Origin of the sequence: Marilutibacter maris (assembly GCF_006546735.2) — a bacterium.
GTDB classification, from domain to species: domain Bacteria; phylum Pseudomonadota; class Gammaproteobacteria; order Xanthomonadales; family Xanthomonadaceae; genus Marilutibacter; species Marilutibacter maris.
On record NZ_VICD02000007.1, the window covers coordinates 41,122 to 64,012 of the forward strand.

The window sequence follows — 22,891 nt, forward strand, 5'->3', positions numbered from 1 at the left end:
ATTGACAACCGCTTGACCTTGCCACGCTGTCAAACCCGATACTGACCAGACACCCGGCAACCAGGAGATCGCGATGCTTCACTTCCACATCCCAAACATGACCTGCGGCGGCTGTGCCAAGTCCGTCACCAAGGCGCTGCTGAGCGTCGACCCGCAAGCCCGCATCGAAACCGATCCGCCGACGCGCGAGGTGAGGGTCGATAGCGGCATGGACGAGGGCGCGTTCCTCTCAGCGCTTGGCGAGGCTGGGTACGCGGCCAGGCGACCAGCCTGAAGCGATGCCCGACTGAACTCATGGCTGCAGGTGGTGCGTCGGCACCAGCAAATGCACCCCTGGTCGGGCCGGACACTGCCATTCGCGTTTCCTTCAAAGCCAGCGGCGTGCCCACCAGCCGATCAGCTGGGTAAACGGCGAGTGCCATGGCCTGCGCCGCGGCCAGTCTTCAGTGACTTCGGCGGCGTCGCCCAGATCCAGCACGAACTGCCCGGCGAGCTGCCCGTTCAGCGCCGGGCCGTGTTCGAACAGATTGAGCTCATCGTTGACGAAGAAGCTGCGGTAATCGAAGTTCGCCGTACCCACCGTGGCCCAGTCGTCATCCACCAGGACTGTCTTGGCATGGAGGACGCGGGGCTGGTACTCCCAGATCCGTACGCCCGCCGCCCGCAGGCTGCCATAGGCTGCGCGCGCGGCCCACTGGGTGATGACGACGTCGCTCTTGCCCGGCACCAGCAGGCGCACATCCAGGCCTCGCCTGGCCGCATCGCGCAGCGCCGCCTGGCTGCTTCGGTCCGGGACGAAGTAGGGCGTGGTCAGCCAGATCCGGCGACGCGCGGCGCGGAACGCATCGGTGAATTCGCAGTGCAGGACGTGCCGGCAGCGGCCGTTGCTGTTGGGTACCAGCTGCCGGCCGGAGTGCGTGGCGGGTGGCCACGGCGCACGCGGGAAGGCATCGAAGTGGCGGATGGCATCCTGCACGAGTTCACCCTGGAACCGCAGGTGGGTGTCGCGCCACCTGCCGGGGCCGATGGCGGCGGCCGAACTGTCCCGATGGATGTTGAACCCGCCCAGATAGGCGGCCGTGTCGTCCACGACCACCAGTTTGCGGTGGTTGCGCCGATGGAACGCCCACGGCCGCCTCCACGACCAGGGACGGCTCCAGTGCAATTGGACCCCGGCCGAGCGCAACGCCGCCAGCCGCGCACTGGAAAGCATGCCCCAGGAGCCGACGGGGTCGATGCGCAATCGGACCAGGACCCCGCGCGCAGCGGCACTGGCCAGGAGATCGAGGATCGGTTCTCCGGCCTCATCGTCCGCGAAGATGTAGGACTCCAGACGGATGGTGGAACCGGCCGCCGCGATGTCTTCGCGGAGATCGGCGTAGAGCGCGTCGCCCTCAATATAATGTCGCATGGCTCAGTGCGCGGGCGGACGCGGCAGATGCGTGGGCGCCAGCGCAAGTACCTCCTCGTCGATCACAGTGGCCGGTCCGGCTGTCAAACCCCTATGGCACACTGCCTTGGCAGCCACTCCCAATGCAACGAGCACCTGCAAGAACTCGCCCTCTCCCCATCATCATTCCCGAGCTGAAGGCGCGACCACCGCTGTTGAGACGGTGGATGGACAGGTGATCGACCCGGTGTGTGCCATGCAGGTGGATCCCGCCACCACGGCGCATCATGCGGACCACGCGGGCGTCCCCTTCCACTTCTGCTCGGAGCGATGCCGCGCGAAGTTCGTCGAGGATCCCGAGCGCTATCTGTCGCCCCGGGATGAGCCCGAGGTGGCACAGCCCGGCGCCATCTATACCTGTCCGATGCACCCTGAAGTCCGGCAAGAGGGTCCCGGCACCTGTCCCTTCTGCGGCATGGCGCTGGAAGCGGAGATGCCGAGCCTGGAAGACGATGACAATCCGGAACTTCGCGACTTCTCGCGCCGGTTCTGGTGGACGCTTCCGCTGACGGTGGTGACGCTGGTGCTGGCCATGTTCGGCCGGCATCTCCCGAGCCTCGAACTGGGCGGCGTGCAGATCCTGCCGCTGTCGATCCACGTGCAGACCTGGGTCGAGCTGGTGCTGACCACGCCGGTCGTGCTGTGGGCCGGCTGGCCGTTCTTCGAGCGCTGCGTGCAGTCGATCCGCAACCTCCACCCGAACATGTTCACGCTCATCGGGATCGGCGTCGCGGCGGCCTTTGGCTACAGCCTGGTCGCTACCCTGGCACCCGGGCTGTTCCCGGCCTCGTTCAACGAGCACGGGCGCGTCGGCGTGTATTACGAGGCGGCGGCGGTGATCGTGTCGCTGACGCTGCTCGGCCAGATGCTGGAGCTGCGGGCACGTTCGAAAACGTCCGCGGCGATCAAGGGCTTGCTTGGCCTGGCACCCAAGGAAGCCCGGCGGGTCAATCCCGATGGCACCGAGGAAGACATCCCGCTGACCCACGTGCATGTCGGCGATCACCTGCGCGTGCGCCCCGGCGAGAAGGTGCCGGTGGATGGTGAAGTGGTGGAAGGCCGCTCCAGCGTCGACGAGTCGATGCTCACCGGCGAACCGATCCCGGTCGAGAAGACCGCCGGCGACCAGGTCATCGGTGCGACCCAGAACGGCACCGGCGCGCTGGTGATCCGCGCCGCCAAGGTGGGTTCCGACACCGTGCTGTCCCAGATCGTGCAGCTCGTTGCCCAAGCGCAGCGCTCCCGCGCACCGATGCAGCGGATGGCGGACACCGTCGCCTACTGGTTCGTGCTCGCGGTGCTGGCGATCGCGGTGGCGACCTTCTTCATCTGGGGCGTCTTCGGCCCGGAGCCGTCGTGGACTTACGCGGTGCTCAACGCGGTCTCGGTGCTGATCATCGCCTGCCCCTGCGCGCTGGGCCTGGCCACGCCGATGTCGATCATGGTCGCCACCGGCCAAGCGGCCCAAGTCGGCGTGCTGTTTCGTGATGCCGAGGCCATCGAACACATGCGCCGCATCGACACCCTGATCGTCGACAAGACCGGCACGCTCACCGAAGGACGCCCGGCCTTCAAGGAAGTCGTGGCCTTCGAGGGCTTCGACGCCGACCAGGTGCTGCACCTGGCGGCCAGCCTGGACCAGGGCAGCGAACATCCGCTGGCCGATGCGATCGTGGCCGAGGCCCGACGCCGGAACTTCGAGTTCGACCGCGTGGAGGACTTCGACTCGGTGACCGGCATGGGTGTGCGCGGAACCGTGGCGGGCCGCGAGCTTGCGCTCGGCAATACCGCACTCATGGACGACCTGGGCGCGAATCCGGGTGCTCATGTCGACGTGGCCGAGCGCCTGCGTCGCGAGGGCGCGAGCGCCATGTTCCTCGCGGTGGATGGTCGCCTCGCCGGCCTGATTGCGGTCGCCGACCCGATCAAGGCGTCTGCTGCGGCCGCCATCAACGAGCTGCGCGCCGCCGGGCTGCGCATCATTATGGCCACCGGCGACGGGCTCACCACCGCACGCGCCGTCGCCACCGAGCTGGGCCTGGACGAAGTGCACGGCGAGGTCCGCCCCGAAGACAAGGCCGAGCTGGTCCAGCGCCTCAAGCACGAAGGCCGGCGGGTGGCGATGGCGGGCGACGGCATCAACGACGCGCCGGCGCTGGCGGCGGCTGACGTCGGCATCGCCATGGGCACGGGCACCGACGTCGCGATGTCCAGCGCGCAGATCACCCTGGTCAAGGGCGACCTGCGCGGCATCCTGCGCGCCCGGAGGATCTCGCAGGCCACGGTGGCCAACATGAAGCAGAACCTTACTTTCGCCTTCTTCTACAACGCGCTGGGTGTCCCGATCGCGGCCGGGGTGCTTTACCCGCGTTCGGGATTTTGCTGAGCCCGATGGTCGCGGCGCTCGCAATGAGCCTGAGCTCGGTGTCGGTGGTCGCCAACGCGCTGCGCCTGGCCAAGTCGGCGGCAATTCCGGCGACACCGAAGGCGACCGTGCCAGACCAGACGCCCGGTCTGGCCCAGGGTTGATCTGGATCAGTTGCATCGGACCGCGAAAGAGGTAACCTCAAGTCATGATCCGCCGTCGCCACCGGAACTGGTTCCAGCGCGCCGCCCTCCTCGCGATGGCGGCGCTGCTCTGGTCCCAGTTCGCGCTGGCCGGTCATGGCGGTTGCCTGGATCTCCCGGGAGCGACCACCGCAGAGGGGGCTGACGCATACGCCCAACACGATCCCAACCATGGCTGTGACGCCGATCTTCCCTCAGCGGACACGGCGCTGTGTGCCGCACATTGCAACGAAGGGGGCATTTCGGCCGACAGTAGTCGCATCTCCCCGGTGCCACCGCTCATTGTCAGTGCGTGGCTCTCCTGGTTCGCGGTCGCTCAGACCGCAGACGCCGGTCCCGGAGTTTCGTCTGCCTGGGTAGACGCCCCACCCAGGCCCGCCTGGCACCGCCCCACCGCCCATCCAGCGGCTCTCCTGCTGATCTGATGCCCGAACGCTGACTGCTCCGCACGCCTCTGTGCGGCGCAGTGCTGTGCGTTCGTGCCGTGCGCGTCACGGCATGTGTTCTGCCTCGTCCGAGCGACCTGCGTCGCGTCGGCCCAAGGACACTGATATGGCATCCCTGTTCGACCCGATGCAGGCCAGGCGCCTGCACCCTTACCCGCTGTTCCGCCGTCGGCCACTGCTCCGGCACCTGCTTGCCTGCGTGTTCGCCGGCGGCTTGTGGACGCTGGCGCTGCCCGCGACCGCCACCGAACCCATCCCGGGGCACAGCCTCGAGTCGATCCGCACCTGGGTTCTGGAACACAACCCCGAGCTGCGGGCCATGGACTTCGAAACCCAGGCCGCCGAAGCGAGGATCCTTCCCGCAGGTGCCCTGCCCGATCCGATGGCCTCGGTTGGATTCCGCGGCCTCGATCCGGACAAGCCCTGGCGCACCGCCGGTGCCGAGCGCGAGGTGAACTACGCGCTGCGTCAGCGCTTCCCGCTCTGGGGCAAGCGTGGTCTGGCGCGGACCGCGGCCAGCCAGGACGCGGTCGCGGTCGGGCTTGACCGCATCACCGCGGCGCGCGACCTGCTGGCAGAGGCTGAAGCGGCGTACGTGCGCTACTGGCATGCCGATCAGGCCGTGGCCGTGCTCGACCGCCGCATCGCCCTGCTCCGGCAGGTCGAGGAAATAGCCGGCGTGCGCTACGCCCTGGGTCGCGCGGCGCAGCAGGATGCCATCCGCGCCCAGGTCGAGCAGACCAGCCTACAGCGCGAGCGGATCGAACGCCTCGCGACCAAGCAGGAGGCGGCCGCCACCTTGAACGCGGTGCTGGGACGCCGTTCCGATGCACCGCTGGCGACTCCCGATGAGGCGCCGCGCCTCGTCGTCCACAGCGCCTCGCTCACCGAGGCACTGGATGACGCAAATGCGCACCCCGCGGTGCGCTCGCAGCAGGCCCGCGCCGAGGCCGCGCGCACGAACGTGGTACTGCAGCGTCGCAACCGCTTTCCCGACATCACCCTGGGCGTGGGTGCGATGCAGTACGGCAACGGCATCGAAAGCACCGAGCTGATGCTCGAGGTCGAGATCCCGTTCCAGCAGCGCGCCCGCCGCGAACGCGAGCGCGAGTCGCGCCTGCTCGAAGACGCAGCGCTTGCCCGCAGGGACGCCACGCTGCGGGCCGTCGAGGAAAGCGGCGCCTCCGCCTGGTCGCAGTGGACCAGCGCACGCGAGCGCCGCGCGCTGATCGAGAACACGCTGCTGCCGCAGGCCGACGCCACCTGGCAGTCCGCGCTGGCCAGCTACCAGGTCGGCGAAGTCGACTTCGGGACGCTGCTGGAAGCACTCAATGAATGGCAGGGCGCCGACCTCGCACGGGTCGATGCACTGCGTGACGAACTGTTGGGCGCCGCCGCCGTGCGCGCCATCGAAGGAGAGATCCGATGACCCGTGTCCAGACCCTGTCGCTCGCCATCGGCGTCGCACTCGCCGCACTCGCCGTCGGCTGGATGGCGGGCCGCGCCACGAACGATTCGCCCACCGCAGCCACGTCCGCCGAGGCACCGGCCGCGGAACGCAAGGTGCTCTATTACCGCAATCCGATGGGCCTGGCGGACACGTCGCCGGTGCCGAAGAAGGATTCGATGGGCATGGACTACGTCCCGGTCTATGCCGACGACGCCCCGCCGGCGGCGCCGGGTACGGTGGTGCTGCCCCCGGACAAGGTGCAGGCGCTGGGCGTGCGCACCGAGGCGGTCAAGCGAGGAGCCATGTCCGCCACCGTGCGCACCAGCGGCACGGTCGAGGTCGACGAGACCCGGCAGTACGCGATCGCGCCCCGCTTTGAAGGCTGGGTGGAGCGGCTGTACGCGGACCAGACCGGCATGCGCGTCCGCGCCGGGCAGCCGCTGCTCTCCGTCTACAGCCCACAGTTGGCGGCGGCGCAGGAGGAATACCGGCTGGCCGACGAGACCGCCCGCAGGTTGGCCGGGTCCGATCCCGCGAGCGCGGCATCGATGACCCGCCTGCGCGATGCCGCACGCACCCGCCTGCGCAACTGGGAAATCAGCGACGCGCAACTCGGCAAGACGGGGCTGGTGCTCACCGCGCCCGCGGACGGGGTCGTGATCGAGAAGCCGGTGGTCCAGGGCGCACGCTTCGAGCCCGGCGAAACCATCCTGCGCCTGGCGGACCTGTCGACGGTGTGGGTGATCGCGAAGGTCCCGGCGGCGCAGGCCGCGGGCATCCAGCCCGGCCAGCCCGCACGCTTTGAAACCGTGGCCCTGCCGGGCCAGGTGGCCGAGGGCGCGGTCACCTTCGTGCAGCCCGTCATCGATGCGATGACGCGCACCGTGGATGTGCGCATCGCCCTGCCCAACCCCGACGGCGACCTCCGGCCGGGGCTCTACGGGACGGTGGTGCTGGAGGAGCCGGGTGCTGGACCGGTCCTGACCGTTCCGCGCTCGGCCGTGCTCGACAGCGGCAAGCGCCAGGTGGTGCTGGTCGAGACCGGCCCCGGCCGGTTCGCACCGCGCGACGTCACCCTGGGTCGCCGTGGCGGCGATCGCATCGAAGTGCTCGACGGGATCGCCGAAGGCGAACAGGTCGTGGTCTCCGCCAACTTCCTGATCGACGCCGAAAGCAACCTGCAGTCGGCACTCCAGGGTCTTGAGGGTCACACAGGACACGGCGCGCCTTCGGGCACCGCTGAGGATCCACACGCCGGGCACGGCGAGGACGCCGCCGACCCGCACGCAGGTCATGGTGACGAGGCCTCTGATCCGCACGCCGGTCATTCCATGCCGGCTACCCCGGAAGAGACTCCGCCCGCCCCCACCGGCCACGAGGGGCACTGACATGCTTGGCCGTCTCGTTGAATGGTCGGTGCGCAACGTCTTCCTGGTGCTGCTGATGGCGCTGGCGATTGTCGCCGGTGGCATCTACGCACTGATGAACACGCCGCTGGACGCACAACCGGATCTGTCGGACGTGCAGGTGATCGTGTTCACGGAGTACCCGGGGCAGGCGCCCCAGGTGGTCGAGGACCAGGTCACCTATCCGCTGACCAGCGCCCTGCTCGCGACGCCGAAGTCGAAGGACGTCCGCGGCTTCTCGTTCTTCGGCGCCTCCTTCATCTACGTCATCTTCGAAGAAGGCACGGACCTGTACTGGGCGCGCTCGCGCGTGCTCGAGAACCTCAACGTCGCGTCGAAAAACCTGCCGGCTGGCGTGGCACCGGCACTGGGACCCGACGCGTCCGGCGTGGGCTGGGTCTACCAGTACGTGCTGCAGAGCGACCGCCACTCGCTGGACGAGCTGCGCGCGATGCAGGACTGGTACCTGCGTTACCAGCTCACCACCGCGCCCGGCGTGGCCGAGGTCGCCAGCGTCGGCGGCTTCGTGCGCCAGTACTCGATCACCGTCGATCCGGTCCGGCTGCGCGAGTTCGACATCCCGATTTCACGCGTGTCCGAGGTGATCGCCGAGAGCAACCGCGACGTCGGCGGCCGCGTGATCGAGATGGCCGAGACCGAGTACATGGTGCGGGGCCGCGGCTACCTGCGCGGTATCGAGGATATCGAGAGCCTGGTTCTGCGCGCCGAAGGGGGCGCACCGGTGCTGATCGGCGACGTCGCCCGGGTCGAACTGGTACCCGATGAGCGCCGTGGCATCGTCGACCTGGACGGCGAAGGCGACGTTGTGGGCGGGATCGTCATTGCGCGCTTCGGCGAAAACGCCCTGGCCGTGATCGGGGGGGTGAAGGACAAGATCGCCCAGCTTGCGAGTGGACTCCCCGAGGGCGTCAGCGTCCAGGCGGTCTACGACCGCTCCGATCTCATCGTGCGCGCGATCAAGACGCTACGCACGACGCTGCTCGAGGAGAGCCTGATCGTCGCACTGGTGTGCCTGGTATTCCTGTTCCATGCGCGCAGCGCGCTGGTCGCGATCATCATGCTGCCCGTCGGCGTGCTGATCGCGGTGATCGCGATGCGCATGCTGGGCATGAACTCCAACATCATGAGCCTGGGCGGCATCGCGATCTCGATTGGCGTGATGGTCGACGCGGCGATCGTGATGATCGAGAACGCGCACAAGCACATCGAGCGCTCCGACGGCTCCCGCAGCCGGACCCAGCTGATCATCGATGCCTGTCGCGAGGTCGGGCCGGCGCTGTTCTTCAGCCTGATGATCATCACCGTCTCGTTCCTGCCCGTGTTCGCCCTGGAGGCTCAGGAAGGTCGCCTGTTCAAGCCGCTGGCCTTCACCAAGACCTTCGCGATGGCCGGTGGCGCGCTGTTGTCGATCACGCTGGTACCGGTACTCATGCTGCTGTTCGTGCGCGGCAAGATCGTGCCCGAGCACAAGAATCCGGTGAACCGGTTCCTGGTTGCGGCCTATCGGCCGGTGATCAACGTCGTTCTGCGGCATCGCATGGCCACAATCATGTTTGCGTTGGTCGCCCTGTTTGCAAGCCTGTGGCCTGCATCGCGGCTGGGCAGCGAGTTCATGCCAACCCTCAACGAAGGCACGCTGCTGTACATGCCCGCGTCGCTTCCGGGCATGTCGGTGACCAAGGCCTCGGAGCTGCTGCAGCAGCAGGACCGGATCATCAAGGGCTTCCCGGAAGTGGAGTCGGTGTTCGGCAAGGCGGGCCGTGCCCTGACGGCCACCGATCCCGCACCGCTGGAGATGTTCGAGACCGTCATCAACCTCAAGCCCGAGGACGACTGGCGGGACGGCATGACCACCGACAAGCTCATCGCCGAGATGGACGCGGCGCTGAAGTTCCCGGGCGTCGCCAACTCCTGGACGATGCCGATCAAGGCGCGCACCGACATGCTGGCCACCGGCATCCGCACGCCCGTGGGCATCAAACTCTTCGGCACGGACCTTGAGCAACTCGACGCGCTGGCCACCGAGATCGAAGCCGTGGTGCGCGAAGTGCCGGGCACGACCAGCGCGTTCGCCGAACGCCTGACCGGCGCCTACTACCTCGACATCACCCCCGACCTTGGCAGCCTGGCCCAGTACGGCGTCACCCTGGGCGAGGTGCAGAACGTGGTGGCCGCCGCGCTGGGCGGCGAGATCGTCACCACCATCCTCCAGGGCCGCGAACGCTTCAGCGCGATCGTGCGCTATCCCCGCGAACTCCGCGACGATCCGCACCGGATAGGCAGCCAAGTCCTGGTGCCGGTCCCCGGCGGCGCCCAGGTGCCGCTCGGCGAACTGGCGCAGATCGAGGTCAGGAAGGGGGCGCCGAGCATCCGCACCGAGAACGCGATGCTGGCGGCTTACATCTACGTCGATACCCGCGAGAGCGATCTCGGCCGCTACGTGAAGGCTGCGCAGGAAGCGGTCACCGAGCAGGTGCAGTTCCCGCCTGGCTACTACGTAACCTGGAGTGGACAGTACGAGTACATGCAACGTGCCGCGGAGAAGATGCGTGTCGTCGTTCCGGTGACGCTGGCGCTGATCTTCCTGCTGCTGTACCTCAACTTCCGCCGCGTCACCGAGTCGCTGATCGTGATGCTGTCGGTGCCCTTCGCACTGGTCGGTGGCATCTGGCTGATGTGGATGCTCGACTACAACACCAGCGTCGCGGTGATCGTGGGCTTCATCGCGCTGGCCGGCGTCGCCGCGGAAACCGGCGTGGTGATGCTGATCTACCTCGACCACGCACTTGAAGCGCGTGCCGCGCAGAGGCAGGCCGAAGGCCGGGCACTGGATTCACGGGACCTGCGCGAGGCCATCATCGAAGGCGCGGTCGACCGCGTGCGCCCGAAGATGATGACCGTGGTCGCGATCATGGCGGGCCTGCTGCCCATCATGTGGAGCAGCGGTACTGGCTCGGAAGTCATGCGCCGAATCGCTGCGCCGATGGTAGGTGGCATGGTGTCTTCGACCATCCTCACCCTGGTCGTGATCCCGGCGCTGTACTCGCTGATCAAGCAGCGGCAGCTGGCCAGGAAGCCGCACCCCTCCTCCGCACTACCCAAGGAGAAGTAGTGATGGGGCCGTTCAACGCAGGCAGGGACCGACGGTTCATGCAACTGTGGCCGCGAACATCCGTCCGTCTACGGCCAATTCGCGCGTTACTGGCTTCGCCCACCGCAAGGCCGGTTGACCTGTGTGCGAGACACAGGTCTAGCCTGATCAACACCTCGCCGGGAGCAAGCCGATGACGACCAAGGAAGAAGTGACGCTGCCGCTGATGACGGTCCGCCAGCTGGCACGGCAGGGCGATGTCACGGTGCATGTGGTGCGCAACTACCTGCGGCGCGGTCTGTTGCAAGCGGCCACGCGTACCGAGGGCGGCTACCAGTTGTTCTCCACCTCGGAGCTCCTTCGCCTGCACTTCATTCGCACGGCGCAACACCTTGGCTTCACGCTGGGGGAAATCGAGGAAATCATCCACCACAGCCTGCTGCGACATAGTCCCTGTCCGCTTGTGCGGGACATCATTCGGCGCAGGCTCGACGACACCCGCCAACAACTGGACAGGCTGCTCGCCATGCACGGACGAATGGAGCGTGCCATCCACGCCTGGGCGGAGCTTCCGGACTCCATTCCGACTGGCGATGACGTCTGCGCATTGATCGAATCTGTTGCCGCTGCTGAAGGCGGCGGGTTCGTCAAGTCCACCCCCCGGCGACTTCTTGGACGCCGCCCCACAGAGGAGAATTTGCCATGACAGCCTCCAGTCCTGCCCCCTCAGGCTCCCGACGCTGGGTCTTCTGGATCTTCCTGGCGCTGGCCGTGTTCTATCTCGCCGTCGAGCACCGCGCCCACCTTGGGGGGACGCTTCGCTGGTTGCCCCTGGCCATCCTGCTGCTATGTCCCTTGATGCATGTGTTCATGCACAAGGGGCATGGCGGTCATGGAGGTTCCGGAAGTCATGGGCGCGACGGCAATGCCGACGACACACCCCATGGCCAGCATGAGAGCCGTAGCAAGCGGGCACTGAACGACGAAACGTCCGACACCTCGAACGGAGGGCACTGACATGCAGGCACCCGACTCCGGCTACGGCCTTTGGCTGCTGGCCGCCATCAACGCCGCGTTCTTCATCTTCTTCGCCTGGAGCTTCTACAAGCCCTTGACCCGCTGGGACTGGCGGGGGTTCGGGATGTTCTCCGCCTTCGTCGTGGCCCTGTTCGCGGAAATGTATGGCTTCCCGCTGACGTTGTACGTCCTGGGCGGGTGGCTCAGTGCCAATTATCCGCAAGTGAACTGGCTCAGCCATGACGCGGGCCATCTGCTCGAGATGTGGTTCGGCTGGCGCGCCAACCCGCATTTCGGCCCATTCCACATCGCAAGCTTCGTCCTGATCGGCGGCGGCTTCTGGCTGCTGTCGGCCGCCTGGCCGATGCTGTATCGGGCACAGCGTGAAGGCCGGCTCGCCCGCGAGGGCGTGTATGCGCGCATGCGTCACCCGCAGTACGTCGCCTTCGTGCTCGTGCTGACCGGCTTCCTGCTGCAGTGGCCCACGCTGCTCACGCTCGCCAGCTATCCGGTGCTCGTGTGGGCCTATGCCCGACTGGCGCGCCGTGAGGAAAAAGACTGCTTGAGCCGCTTCGGCGACGACTACGTCCGCTACATGCAGGAAGTGCCGGCCTTCATCCCCCGACGCCGGCGCGGCCCCGCCCCATCCCAAGGAGAAGCCCGATGATGCAGGTCCACGAACCCACGGTGCGCACGCGCACCTGGCCCATCGGCGACATGGTGAGCACCGGCTGCGCGCGCACGCTGGAGAAGGCCGTGGCCGCGCTGCCTGGAGTCAACGCCACCAGCGCGAACTTCGCCACCGCGACCCTGCAGGTGTCCTACGACCCGGCCCGCCTGTCGTCGGGTGCGGTCGCCACCGCGATCCGTGACTGCGGCTTTCAATGCGACGCCTCGATGCCCGCTGCCGGCTCCGCCACAGGCGCGCACGACCATGCTGCGCATGCCAGGCACGGACAGGATACGGTCGCGGCGCACACTGCCGACGCCCACGCCGGCCACGGCGATGACGCCAGGGATGCCGCAGGTCACGACGCGCATGCGGGCATGAACCACGGCAGCGATCTGCACGCCGCGGCGCGCGACATGGGCCGCCGCTTCCTGGTCGCCCTCGCCTTCGCGATCCCGGTATTCGTGTGGTCGCCCATGGGCGGCCTGATGGAGCCGCCGCCGGTGCCGTTTGGACTGCGCGAGAACGTCTGGTTGTTCCTGCTGGCGACCGGCGCCGTGCTGTATCCGGGCTGGCCGTTCTTCAGTGCGGCGATTCGTTCGCTGCGCCGCGGCGTGCTGGACATGGCGGTGCTGGTGCTGCTGAGCGTGGGCACCGGTTACGGGTTCAGCATCGCGTCGACGTTCTTCTTCGACGGACCGAACTTCTACGAGGCCTCAGCGGTCCTGCTGACCTTCGTACTGCTCGGCCACTGGCTCGAGATGCGGGCACGCGCCGGCGCCTCGGATGCCATGAAGGCGTTGTTGAAGCTGTCCCCGCCCCGCGCGGTGGTACGCCGTGACGGACAGGAGCTCGACATTCCGACCGCCGAAGTCCTGGTTGGCGATATCGTCGTGGTGCGGCCCGGGGCGAAGATCCCCGTCGACGGCACCGTCACTGAAGGCAGCTCCCAGGTCGACGAATCCATGCTGACCGGCGAGTCGATGCCCGTGCGCAAAGACCCCGGGGCCTCCGTTGTCGGCGGATCGATCAACAAGAGCGGCGCATTTGCCTACACCGCCACCAGGATCGGCAGCGACACCGCACTGGCGCAGATCATTAAGCTGGTCCAGACCGCACAGAACTCCAAGGCGCCCGCGCAACTGCTCGCCGACCGCGCTTCGCAGTGGCTGGTGCTGGCCGCGATCGTGATCGGGCTGCTGACCTTCGCGGTCTGGTTCTGGTGGCAGGGACAGCCGCTCATGTTCGCGCTCACGCTGACGATCACCGTCTTCGTCATTGCCTGTCCCGACGCACTGGGTTTGGCCACCCCGATGGCGATCATGATCGGCACGGGCCTGGGCGCTCGACACGGCATTCTGTTCAAACACGCCGAAGCCATCGAGAAGAGCGCCCGGCTGGACGTTGTGATCTTTGACAAGACTGGAACCCTGACGGTCGGTGCACCGGAGGTGGTCGACATGGCGGTCGCACCGGGCTGGACGCAGGAGCGGCTACTGGCCACGGCCGCTGCGGTCGAGGCGCATTCGGAGCACCCGCTGGCGCAAGCGATCCTCAAGCGCGCCGGTCCGGCAGCCGAACGCGCTACGGCCTTCACCAACATCGACGGCCAGGGCGCCACCGGGGTGGTTGACGGGGTGCAGGTCCTGCTGGGCAATCGCATCCTGATGGTCGAACACGCAATCGATCTATCCGTGCTGGAAGCGGAGGCCGCGCGCCTTACCGGCGCCGGCCGCACCGTGATCTATGCAGGGGTAGGCGGCGAGCTTGCGGGCTTCTTCGCAATTGCCGACGCGATCCGCGAGACCTCGCGCGCCGCCATCGACGAACTGCATCGTCGCAACATCAAAGTGGCGATGATCACCGGCGACAATCGCCCCACCGCCGAACGCGTAGCTCAGGATCTGGGGATCGACATCGTACTGGCAGACGTGTTGCCTGGCGGCAAGTCCGACGAGGTCATCAAGCTGCAGTCGCAGGGCCTCAAGGTCGGCATGGTGGGCGACGGCATCAACGACGCACCGGCGCTGACGCAGGCCGACGTCGGCTTCGCGATCGGCGCCGGCACGGACGTCGCCATCGAGAGCGCCGACATCGTGCTCATGCACAGCGACCCCTACGACGTCGTGCGCGCGACCTCCATCGCCCGGGCCACCCTGCGCAAGATGCACCAGAACCTCGGCTGGGCCGTGGGTTACAACGTGCTGGCCTTCCCGCTCGCGGCCGGCGTGTTCTATCCGTTCGTGCTGTCGCCGGAAATCGCCGCCCTGTCGATGTCGGGAAGTTCGGTGATCGTGGCCCTCAATGCCTTGCTTCTCAAACGCCTTCCACTGGCGGACGTTGCCGCCTCCCCTCGCATCCAGTCCAAGGAGTCCACGCCATGAATCCCGCGACGCACCTTGCCCACCCAAGGGCCCGAGGCACGTATCCCCGCCGCTGGCATGCCGCGCTGGCCTTGGCTGCTCTGTTCGCCTTCGCACTGCCGGGTGTCGCCTCGGCGAGTGAAGGTGGGTTCCGTCACAACGTACTGATGCGCGGCCAAGTGTTGGAGAAGCAGGACGAAACGCTCGTCGTCTGCGTCGGACAGGCCGACGGCGCTCAGGTCGGGCAGGTGCTGGATGTGATCCGGCACAAGCGCCGCATCCGGCATTCGCGGACCGGCGGTCCACGCTACCGCCGTGAAAACGTCGGCCAAGTGCGGATCGTTGAACTGTTCGACGGTCACTACGCGGATGCCGAAGTGATCTCCGGCAGCCCCAAGGTCAACGACACGGTGGAGCTCGTTCGCCCCTGACCAGGCGCGTCGCACGGGGATGCGCATCGGCCCTTCCAACGCCTCCCGCAATCGCTTCTTTCCGAGACAGGAGTCACGTTATGACAGCGTCTTCCAACCCCACCCTGCAGTTCCTCGGCGCCGCGGGCACAGTCACCGGCTCGCGCTACCTGGTCGAGGCCAACGGCCAGCGCGTGCTGGTCGACTGCGGCCTGTTCCAGGGCTACAAACAGCTGCGCGAGCGCAACTGGGCACCGTTTCCCGTCGACGCGGCATCAATCGATGCGGTGATCCTGACCCACGCCCACTTGGACCATTCGGGCTACCTGCCCGCACTCGTCAAGCAGGGGTTCCGCGGCCGGATCCACTGCACCCACGGCAGCGTGGCGCTGTGCGGACTGCTGCTTCCCGACAGCGGGCACCTGCTGGAAGAAGAGGCGAAGTACGCCGCGCGCAAGGGCTACTCGAAGCACAAGGAGCCGCGACCGCTCTATACGGAAGAGGACGCCCGTCGCAGCCTGAAGCAGCTGCAGGGACATGACCATGAACGCGACATCGAGGTCGCGCCCGGCTTCACGGTGCGCTTCCACCCCGCAGGCCACATCCTGGGCGCCGCCCACGTCAGCTTGGATGTCCAGGGGCAGCGCCTGCACTTCAGCGGCGACTTGGGACGGCAGCAGGAATCGCTGATGAATCCGCCGACGCCCCTGCCCGCCTGCGACGTACTGGTCTGCGAGTCCACTTACGGCAATCGCGAACACGTCCCGATCGACCAGGAAGCGGAATTGGCCCCGATCATCCGCCGTGTTGCCGCGCGCGGGGGCGTTATCGTCATCCCCGCCTTTGCTGTCGGCCGCGCCCAGGCGCTCATGCTGCATATCGCCCGGCTGCGTGAGCGCAAGGAGATCCCTCGCGTGCCGGTGTACCTCAACAGCCCGATGGCGATCAACGCGACCCGGCACTACCACGCCCACCATTCCGAGCACCACGTGTCCGAAGAGGACTGCCAGCGGATGTTCGACGTGGCCACCTTCGTCAACACGGTGGAAGAGTCGAAGGCGCTCAACCGCCAGCGCGGGCCGATGATCATCATCTCCGCCAGCGGGATGGCGACCGGGGGGCGCGTGTTGCACCACATCGAAGCGTTCGGCCCCGATGACCGCAACGCGATCCTCCTCGCGGGCTACCAAGCCGGCGGAACACGCGGTGCCGCGCTGGCGGCAGGAAAGCGAACCTTGCGCATGTTTGGCCGCGAGGTCCCCATTCGCGCCGAGGTAGTGCAGCTGGAAGGCTTCTCTGGCCACGCCGACGCCGGGGAACTGCTGGACTGGATGCGCACCGCGCCGTCCGCGCCGCGCGTCGTCTACCTCACCCACGGCGAGCCCGATGCAGCCGACACGTTGCGCGGGCGCGTGCAGCGTGAGCTGGGCTGGCGCGCGCGCGTTCCGGAGCACCTGGAGCGCGTTGGGCTGGAGGATGCGCGATGAGCGAGCTGGCCGCTGGTCACACCCTGCTGCGCGTCACCCGTGCCGGCATCGACACCTACCAGCAGCCGGTGGTGTACATGCACCGCGACTGTGAAGTCTGCCGCTCGGAAGGCTTTGCCGCGATGACTCGCGTGAGGCTAGACGTGGGTTCGCGCACGCTGGTGGCGACTCTGAACGTGGTCGTGGACGATCGGCTCGGCCTGGACGAGGTGGCGCTCTCGGAGACCGCGTGGACGCTGCTCGATCCCATGCCCGATGTCCTTGCCCGGGTCCGGCACGCGGAACCCGCGGCGTCGGCAGGCGCGCTCCGCGCCAAGGTGTTCGGGGCACGGCTGGACGACGCGCAGTACCTCGCCCTGGTGCAGGACGTGATAGAAAGCAGGCTGTCGGACCTGGAGCTTGCCGCCTTCGTCACGGCCAGCGCGGGCGACCGCCTCGACAACGTCGAGACGACCGCGCTGACGCGGGCCATGATCGCGGTTGGCCAGCGCCTGGACTGGGGCGATGGGCCGGTGCTGGACAAGCACTGCGTCGGCGGCCTGCCGGGCAATCGCACCACCCCGATCGTGGTGGCCATCGTGGCCGCGCTGGGCTACCGCATCCCGAAGACGTCCTCGCGCGCCATCACATCGCCCGCGGGCACCGCCGACACCATGGAAGTGATGGCGCCGGTGGCGCTCGACCTGGCGGCGATGCGGCGGGTGGTGGAGCGCGAGGGCGGCTGCATCGTCTGGGGCGGCAACGTGCGCCTGAGCCCGGCCGACGACATCCTGATCCGGGTCCAGCGGCCGCTGGATTTCGACAGCGACGGCCAACTGGTCGCCAGCGTGCTGTCGAAGAAGATCGCGGCGGGCTCCACCCACGTGCTGATCGACATGCCGGTGGGTCCGACCGCCAAGGTGCGCAGTGAGGCTGCGGCCGACAGCCTCGGCTCGCGGCTTGCACACACCGCCAGCGCGCTTGGATTGCAGCTGGCCATCCATCGCTCCGACGGCACCCAGCCGGTGGGTCGGGGCATCGGCCCGGCGCTCGAGGCGCACGATGTGCTCAAGGTGCTGCGCAACGCCACCGACGCACCGGCCGACCTGCGCGAACGCGCGCTTGCGCTGTCGGCGGCGCTGCTGGACATGGCACCGGGCAGCAGCGCCGGCACCGGACTGGAGCGCGCGCGCAGCGTGCTGGATTCCGGAAGGGCGCTGGCCAAGTTCCTGGCGATCTGCGAAGCCCAGGGAGGCTTCCGCGAACCGGCGCGGGCGCCATTCACCGCCGATGTTCCGGCATCCGCGTCGGGCCGCATCACGGAAATCGACAACCGCAGGCTGGCCAAGCTGGCCAAGTTGGCCGGCGCACCCACATCCCCCACCGCCGGCCTGGAAACGAGTCTGCGCGTCGGCGATGCGGTCGAGCGCGGACAGCCTCTGCTGACCCTGCATGCGGAGTCTCCGGGCGAGCTGGCCTATGCGCTGGAGCACGCCGCCACCTTGCAACCCTTCGTCCTTGGAGAGGTTCCATGACCCGTGTGCTGATGCCTTTCCCGGCCGATGCAGCATTGGCCAGCACCATGAACCAGGCTATGCAGGCGCGCATTGCAGCTGTGGCCTGGCGGCACTTTCCCGACGGCGAGTCGCTGGTGACCCTGGAGGACTCTCTGGCTGGCACGGATGTGGCCATCCTGGCCAGCCTGCGCCACGCCGATGCCCTGGCCCTCCCGTTGCGTTTCGCCGCCCGAACGGCGCGCGAGTTCGGAGCGCGCTCGGTCGGCCTGATCGCGCCCTACCTGGGGTACATGCGCCAAGACAAGCGTTTCCATGGTGGTGAAGCGGTCAGCACCCCTCTGTTTGCCCAGTTCCTGGAGGAGGCGTTCGACTGGCTGGTGACCGTGGACCCGCACCTGCACCGCGTCGAGCGTCTGCAATCGCTCTACCAAATGCCGACGGCCCATGTGTCGGCAACGCCGGCCATGGCGCGCTGGATCGCCGAGACCGTCCCCGACGCGGTTCTGATTGGACCCGACAGCGAGAGCGAGCAATGGGTCGCCGACATCGCCGCCCGCTCCGGCATGCCCTGGCAGGTGCTGACCAAGGAGCGGCACGGCGACTATGACGTGCGCGTGAGCCTGCCCGACCCGGCGGCCGTAGCCGGCCGCACCCCGGTGCTGATCGACGACATCGTGTCGTCAGGCCACACGATCCTGGAAACCCTCGCGCACCTGCGCCAGCTGTCCCTGCCGCCGCCGCTGCTGGTCGCCATCCATCCGGTGTTCGCGGGCGATGCTTATGCCCGCCTGCAGGAGGCGGGCCTGGCCCGCATCGTGAGCACCGACACCATTCCCCACCCGTCGAACGCGATTGCGCTCGGCGCGGACCTTGCCGCTGCGGCCTCGACACTGATGACCGCGTCGACCGATTCCCCGGAGGACCCATGAACCTGCATCTCAACTGCTGCACCGCCGACCAGCTGTTGGCCGCCGAGCGCCAGCGGATCCTTGAACTCGCCGACGCCCACCGGCAGGCCGATCCCGCGTTCGCCCACTGGGCGGCCGGCTACGGGGTGATCCGACATGACCCGCTTACCCAGCTCCGGGTCCGCCAGATGGTGCACGAGCTGGTCGCCCTGGGCCGCACGCCGGATGCCGGCACCGCATGGCAGCGGCTCGCCGCGGCCGACCGCGTCACCAGCGCCGGCATGTGGCTGGTGGCGCACATGACCTACAGCCAGCGCGTTCGTACCGACGGCGCGGCCCTGGAGGTCGATGATTTCAAGACCACGCCTGAAGGCCACACCGGCGGGTCCCTCAACATGGTGCCCGCCTACGCCGGCTACCTGCTGATGGATTCCCTGGATGGCGTCACCCGCGCGTGGATGATGGGCCAGGGGCACTGCGTGGCCGCCATCGACGCGCTGAACGTGCTGGTTGGCAACATGACCGACCGGCACGCCGAACGTTACGACCGCACCGGCGAAGGGCTGAGCCGGTTCGTAAGCGACTTCTATGCCTACACCCTCAATCCGGACGGAACGCCGGCGTCGCCCCTCGGCTCCCACGTCAATGCGCACACCGCCGGGGGCGTGATGGAAGGCGGCTATCTCGGCTTTGCCGAGCTGCAGTACGTGCATGCGCCGCTCAAGGATGAACGCCTGGTCGCCTTCCTCAGCGACGGTGCGTTCGAGGAACAGCGTGGCAGCGACTGGGCGCCACGCTGGTGGCGCGCCGAGGACAGCGGACTGGTCAGCCCGATCATCATCCTCAACGGGCGCCGCATCGAACAGCGCAGCCAGATCACCCAGCAGGGCGGCGAGCGGTGGCTGGACCGGCACCTGCGATTGAACGGCTTTGATCCGATCGCGCTGGACGGGCGCGATCCGGCCAGCATCGCGTGGGGCATCCACGTGATGGAGTCGCGCCTGCAAGCGGGCGCCGCTGTTCCCGCCGACGTGCGGCTGCCCTATGGCATCGCCGAAACCGTCAAGGGCTTCGGCTTCCCCGGCGCCGGGACCAACGCCTCGCACAACTTGCCGCTGCCGGGGAATCCGGCGAAGGATGCCGCGGCGCGCACGCTCTTCAATGAAGGCGCAGCGGCGCTGTTCGTGGCCGCGTCGGAGCTCGAGCAGGCCGTTGCCGCACTCAACAGCCACGATCTCCAGCAGCGGGTGCGCGAGCGCGACCATGCGCTGGCCGATCGCCAGGTGGAACCGCCCCGCGTCCCGGCGATCGCCGACCGCGGCGCCGGCGGCGAGAGCTCGCCGATGACCGCGCTCGACGAGCAGTTTGTCGCGATCGCCGAAGCGAACCCGGGCCTGCGCGTGCGCGTGGGCAATCCCGACGAGCTGCGCAGCAACAAGCTCGACCGCACCCTGGACGCGATGAAGCACCGGGTGCATGAGCCCGAGCCCGGCGTCGCCGAATCGCCCACCGGCGCGGTCATCACCGCGCTCAACGAGGAAGCCGTGGTCTGCGCCGCACTCGGCAACAAGGGCGGGCTGAACCTGGTGGTCACCTACGAGGCGTTCGCACCGAAGATGCTGGGCGCCGTGCGCCAGGAGCTGATCTTCGCCCGCCATCAGGCGCAGGCGGGACGTCCGCCCGGCTGGCTGGGCGTGCCCCTGGTGCTGACCTCCCACACCTGGGAGAACGCGAAGAACGAGCAGTCGCATCAGGATCCGACCATGGCCGAGGCGCTGCTGGGCGAAATGGCCGACATTTCGCGCGTGGTGTTTCCCCCGGACGCCAATGGCGCCGCCGCGGCCCTCGCCCACGCCTACGCGCAACGCGGCACGGTCACCACCCTGGTCGTCCCCAAGCGCCCGGTGCCGCATGAGCTGACGCCACAGCAGGCCGAGGCGCTGGCCGTGACCGGCGCAACCTGCCTGGCCGGCGATCCGGCGACGGCGGCGATCCTGCTGGTGGCCACCGGCGCGTACCAGCTGCAGGAAGTGCGTCGCGCGCAGGCGCGCCTGGCCGAACGCGGGGTGTCGGCCGCGATCGTCTATCTCGGCGAGCCCGGCCGGTTCCGCGCGCCGCGCGATCCGGAGGAGGCGCGGTACGTGCACTCCGACAGCGCGGTCCAGGCGCTGTTCCCGGTGGGCCGACCGCGCGTATTCGTCACCCACACCCGCCCCGAACCCTTCCTCGGCGCCCTGCGCCGGCTCGACACCGGCCCGGCCACCACCGCGGCGCTGGGCTTCGTCAACCGCGGCGGCACGCTGGACGTGCCCGGCCTGCTGTTCGCCAACCGCAGCACCTGGGCGCACGTGGTCGACGCGGCCGCGGGCGTCCTCGGCGAGTCCCGTGGCAGCCTGTTGTCGGAAGCGGAGCTGGCGGCAGTGGATGGTCGCGGCGATCCGGCCACCGTCCTGCGCCCGGAAACGGGACAGGCGTCGTGAGCGTGCCGGCCAGGACCTCGCGCTGATGGCCGGCACGGTGCGCCGCGGAGGTCAGATCGCCTGGGCCGGACTGAAGCTCGGAGTCGCCGTGCTGCGCCTGCGCCGGCGTGCACCCGATCGGCTTCCCGCCTACATCAGCACCACCCTGGTGGGGCTCGGCACAACCTTCGTCAAGCTGGGCCAGGGCTTGAGCCTGCGCTGGGACCTGCTGCCGGCGCCCTATCGAGAGGCGCTGTCGCGACTGCACAGCGATGTGCCGGCGTTTCCTGCGGAGCAGGCGAGGCGCAGCGTCGAGCAGGCGTTCGGCGCACCGGTCGACGCGCTCTTCGCCAGCTTCGATGACAGGCCGCTGGCCGCGGCTTCAGTCGCCCAGATCCACCCGGCGCGCATGCATGACGGACGCGACGTGGTCGTCAAGATCACCCGCCCCGGCATCCATGCCCAAGTGCAGGCCGACCTGCGGCTGCTGCGGCGCACGGTGCGCGTGGCCCAGTGGCTGTGGCCGCCGCTCATGCGGCACCGCCCGCTCGAACTCGTCGACGAACTGGGTGCCTTCCTGCGCGACGAGATCGACATGCGCCACGAAGCACAGAACATGCGTCGCATGGCCAGGGTGCTTGACGCCCTGCCCGGCATCACCCAGCCACACGTCGTCGAACCTTACGCCGCCCGCGCCGTGATGGTCCAGGATCGAAGCCACGGCACCCGCCTCGAGGCCGCCTACGGAACAGCGGCCGCTCCCGCACTGGCGAGGGAGCTGCTGGATGCCTACGTGCATCAGGTGTTCGGCGCCGGCGTATTCCATGCAGATCCCCATCCGGGGAATCTGTTCTTCTTCGACGACGGTCGCCTGTGCCTGCATGATTTCGGCTCGATCGGCGTGCTCGACCCGGCTTCCCGGCTCGCGCTGGGCGGCATGGTCGAGGCCATCGCGGCCGACGATGCCGAGGGCGTGCTGGATGCGGCAATCGCCCTGGGATTCTTCCCGCCACAGGTCGAGCGACGCTCACATGTGCGAGAGATCCACCTGATCCTGGCCGAGATGGCCAGCCGCCCGCTGGCGGAATGGTCCATTGCCGAGGCGATCTGGCGCGTGGCACGCATTGGGCAGGGCGCTGGCTTCCGGCTACCCGCCCACCTGTTGGCCCTGATCCGCACGTTGTTCCTGGTCGAGAACACGCTGCGGGCACTGGATCCGGACATGGACCTGCTGGGCACGCTGTCGGCGCAGGCAGCCGACGTCATGGCGATCGTCGACGCCAGCCGACCCGCGCGCCGTCCGCTGGCGATGCGGCTGGCACGCACCGCCCGCCAGCTGCCGCAGATCGCCACCGACCTGTTGCGACAGGCACAGCTGAGTGACGGACGACCCGCGTTCTCGGTGCACCACCACGGCCTGGCTCCCACGCACGAGGCGCTCGCGCGCACCGGCAACCGGCTGGCGCTGGCCCTGGTTACCCTGGGCCTCTACGTCAGCGGTGCCCTGCTCGCCCTGCACAGCACCGGTCCGCTACTGGCCGGACATCTGCCATGGCTGTCCGTCATCGCGTTCGCCGGCGCAGCGCTCCTGTCGCTGCGGCTCGTCGTTGCCATAGGACGGTCAGGCCACCTGTAAGCGCATCCCGCCA

Annotated in this window: 15 protein-coding genes and 1 pseudogene; 15 read left to right on the forward strand and 1 reads right to left on the reverse strand. The window is 68.3% G+C overall.

What is annotated here, in order from left to right; translation table 11 throughout:
* Positions 1–73: 73 nt before the first annotated feature.
* Positions 74–274 (forward strand): heavy-metal-associated domain-containing protein, encoded by a 201-nt coding sequence (locus FKV24_RS01165; RefSeq protein ID WP_141480891.1) that lies wholly within the window; start codon positions 74–76, stop codon positions 272–274.
* A gap of 93 nt (positions 275–367) precedes the next feature.
* On the opposite strand, the gene FKV24_RS01170 is transcribed toward FKV24_RS01165, so the two are convergent.
* Positions 368–1,411 carry a phospholipase D-like domain-containing protein gene (locus FKV24_RS01170; RefSeq protein ID WP_141480892.1) on the reverse strand — a complete coding sequence of 348 codons (1,044 nt, stop codon included), beginning with the start codon at positions 1,409–1,411 and terminating at the stop codon, positions 368–370.
* A gap of 235 nt (positions 1,412–1,646) precedes the next feature.
* On the opposite strand from FKV24_RS01170, the pseudogene FKV24_RS01175 reads away from it, so the two are divergent.
* From FKV24_RS01175 to FKV24_RS01245, 14 genes and pseudogenes are all read left to right on the forward strand, one after another.
* Positions 1,647–3,979 (forward strand): annotated as a pseudogene (locus FKV24_RS01175) (heavy metal translocating P-type ATPase).
* A gap of 684 nt (positions 3,980–4,663) precedes the next feature.
* Positions 4,664–5,893: a TolC family protein gene (locus tag FKV24_RS01185; protein ID WP_249040860.1), complete on the forward strand. Its 1,230-nt coding sequence runs from the start codon at positions 4,664–4,666 to the stop codon at positions 5,891–5,893.
* Positions 5,890–7,302, forward strand: coding sequence for an efflux RND transporter periplasmic adaptor subunit (locus tag FKV24_RS01190; RefSeq protein ID WP_141480894.1), 1,413 nt, complete (start codon positions 5,890–5,892; stop codon positions 7,300–7,302). The genes FKV24_RS01185 and FKV24_RS01190 overlap by 4 nt, the downstream gene beginning before the upstream one ends.
* A gap of 1 nt (position 7,303) precedes the next feature.
* Positions 7,304–10,453 carry an efflux RND transporter permease subunit gene (locus FKV24_RS01195; RefSeq protein ID WP_141480895.1) on the forward strand — a complete coding sequence of 1,050 codons (3,150 nt, stop codon included), beginning with the start codon at positions 7,304–7,306 and terminating at the stop codon, positions 10,451–10,453.
* Positions 10,454–10,625: 172 nt separating this feature from the next.
* Entirely contained in the window at positions 10,626–11,138 is a 513-nt protein-coding gene (locus FKV24_RS01200; RefSeq protein WP_141480896.1) for a MerR family transcriptional regulator, read from the forward strand.
* The gene (locus FKV24_RS20010) at positions 11,135–11,449 is read left to right on the forward strand and encodes a DUF2933 domain-containing protein (protein ID WP_065427866.1); all 315 of its coding nucleotides are present in this window, start codon (positions 11,135–11,137) and stop codon (positions 11,447–11,449) included. The genes FKV24_RS01200 and FKV24_RS20010 overlap by 4 nt, the downstream gene beginning before the upstream one ends.
* Position 11,450: 1 nt before the next feature.
* Entirely contained in the window at positions 11,451–12,116 is a 666-nt protein-coding gene (locus tag FKV24_RS01210) for a methyltransferase family protein (protein ID WP_141480897.1), read from the forward strand.
* Positions 12,113–14,503 carry a heavy metal translocating P-type ATPase gene (locus tag FKV24_RS01215; protein WP_249040861.1) on the forward strand — a complete coding sequence of 797 codons (2,391 nt, stop codon included), beginning with the start codon at positions 12,113–12,115 and terminating at the stop codon, positions 14,501–14,503. The genes FKV24_RS01210 and FKV24_RS01215 overlap by 4 nt, the downstream gene beginning before the upstream one ends.
* Positions 14,500–14,913: a hypothetical protein gene (locus tag FKV24_RS01220; protein ID WP_141480898.1), complete on the forward strand. Its 414-nt coding sequence runs from the start codon at positions 14,500–14,502 to the stop codon at positions 14,911–14,913. Before FKV24_RS01215 ends, FKV24_RS01220 begins: the two co-directional genes overlap by 4 nt.
* Positions 14,914–14,993: 80 nt before the next feature.
* On the forward strand, positions 14,994–16,379 hold the full coding sequence (locus FKV24_RS01225; protein WP_141480899.1) for an MBL fold metallo-hydrolase RNA specificity domain-containing protein: 1,386 nt from the start codon (positions 14,994–14,996) through the stop codon (positions 16,377–16,379).
* Entirely contained in the window at positions 16,376–17,893 is a 1,518-nt protein-coding gene (locus FKV24_RS01230) for a thymidine phosphorylase family protein (RefSeq protein ID WP_141480900.1), read from the forward strand. Before FKV24_RS01225 ends, FKV24_RS01230 begins: the two co-directional genes overlap by 4 nt.
* Entirely contained in the window at positions 17,890–18,804 is a 915-nt protein-coding gene (locus FKV24_RS01235; RefSeq protein ID WP_141480901.1) for a ribose-phosphate diphosphokinase, read from the forward strand. Before FKV24_RS01230 ends, FKV24_RS01235 begins: the two co-directional genes overlap by 4 nt.
* Positions 18,801–21,263: a phosphoketolase family protein gene (locus tag FKV24_RS01240; protein WP_249040862.1), complete on the forward strand. Its 2,463-nt coding sequence runs from the start codon at positions 18,801–18,803 to the stop codon at positions 21,261–21,263. Before FKV24_RS01235 ends, FKV24_RS01240 begins: the two co-directional genes overlap by 4 nt.
* A 25-nt stretch (positions 21,264–21,288) precedes the next feature.
* Positions 21,289–22,878: an ABC1 kinase family protein gene (locus FKV24_RS01245; protein ID WP_141480902.1), complete on the forward strand. Its 1,590-nt coding sequence runs from the start codon at positions 21,289–21,291 to the stop codon at positions 22,876–22,878.
* The last annotated feature ends 13 nt before the right edge of the window (positions 22,879–22,891 follow it).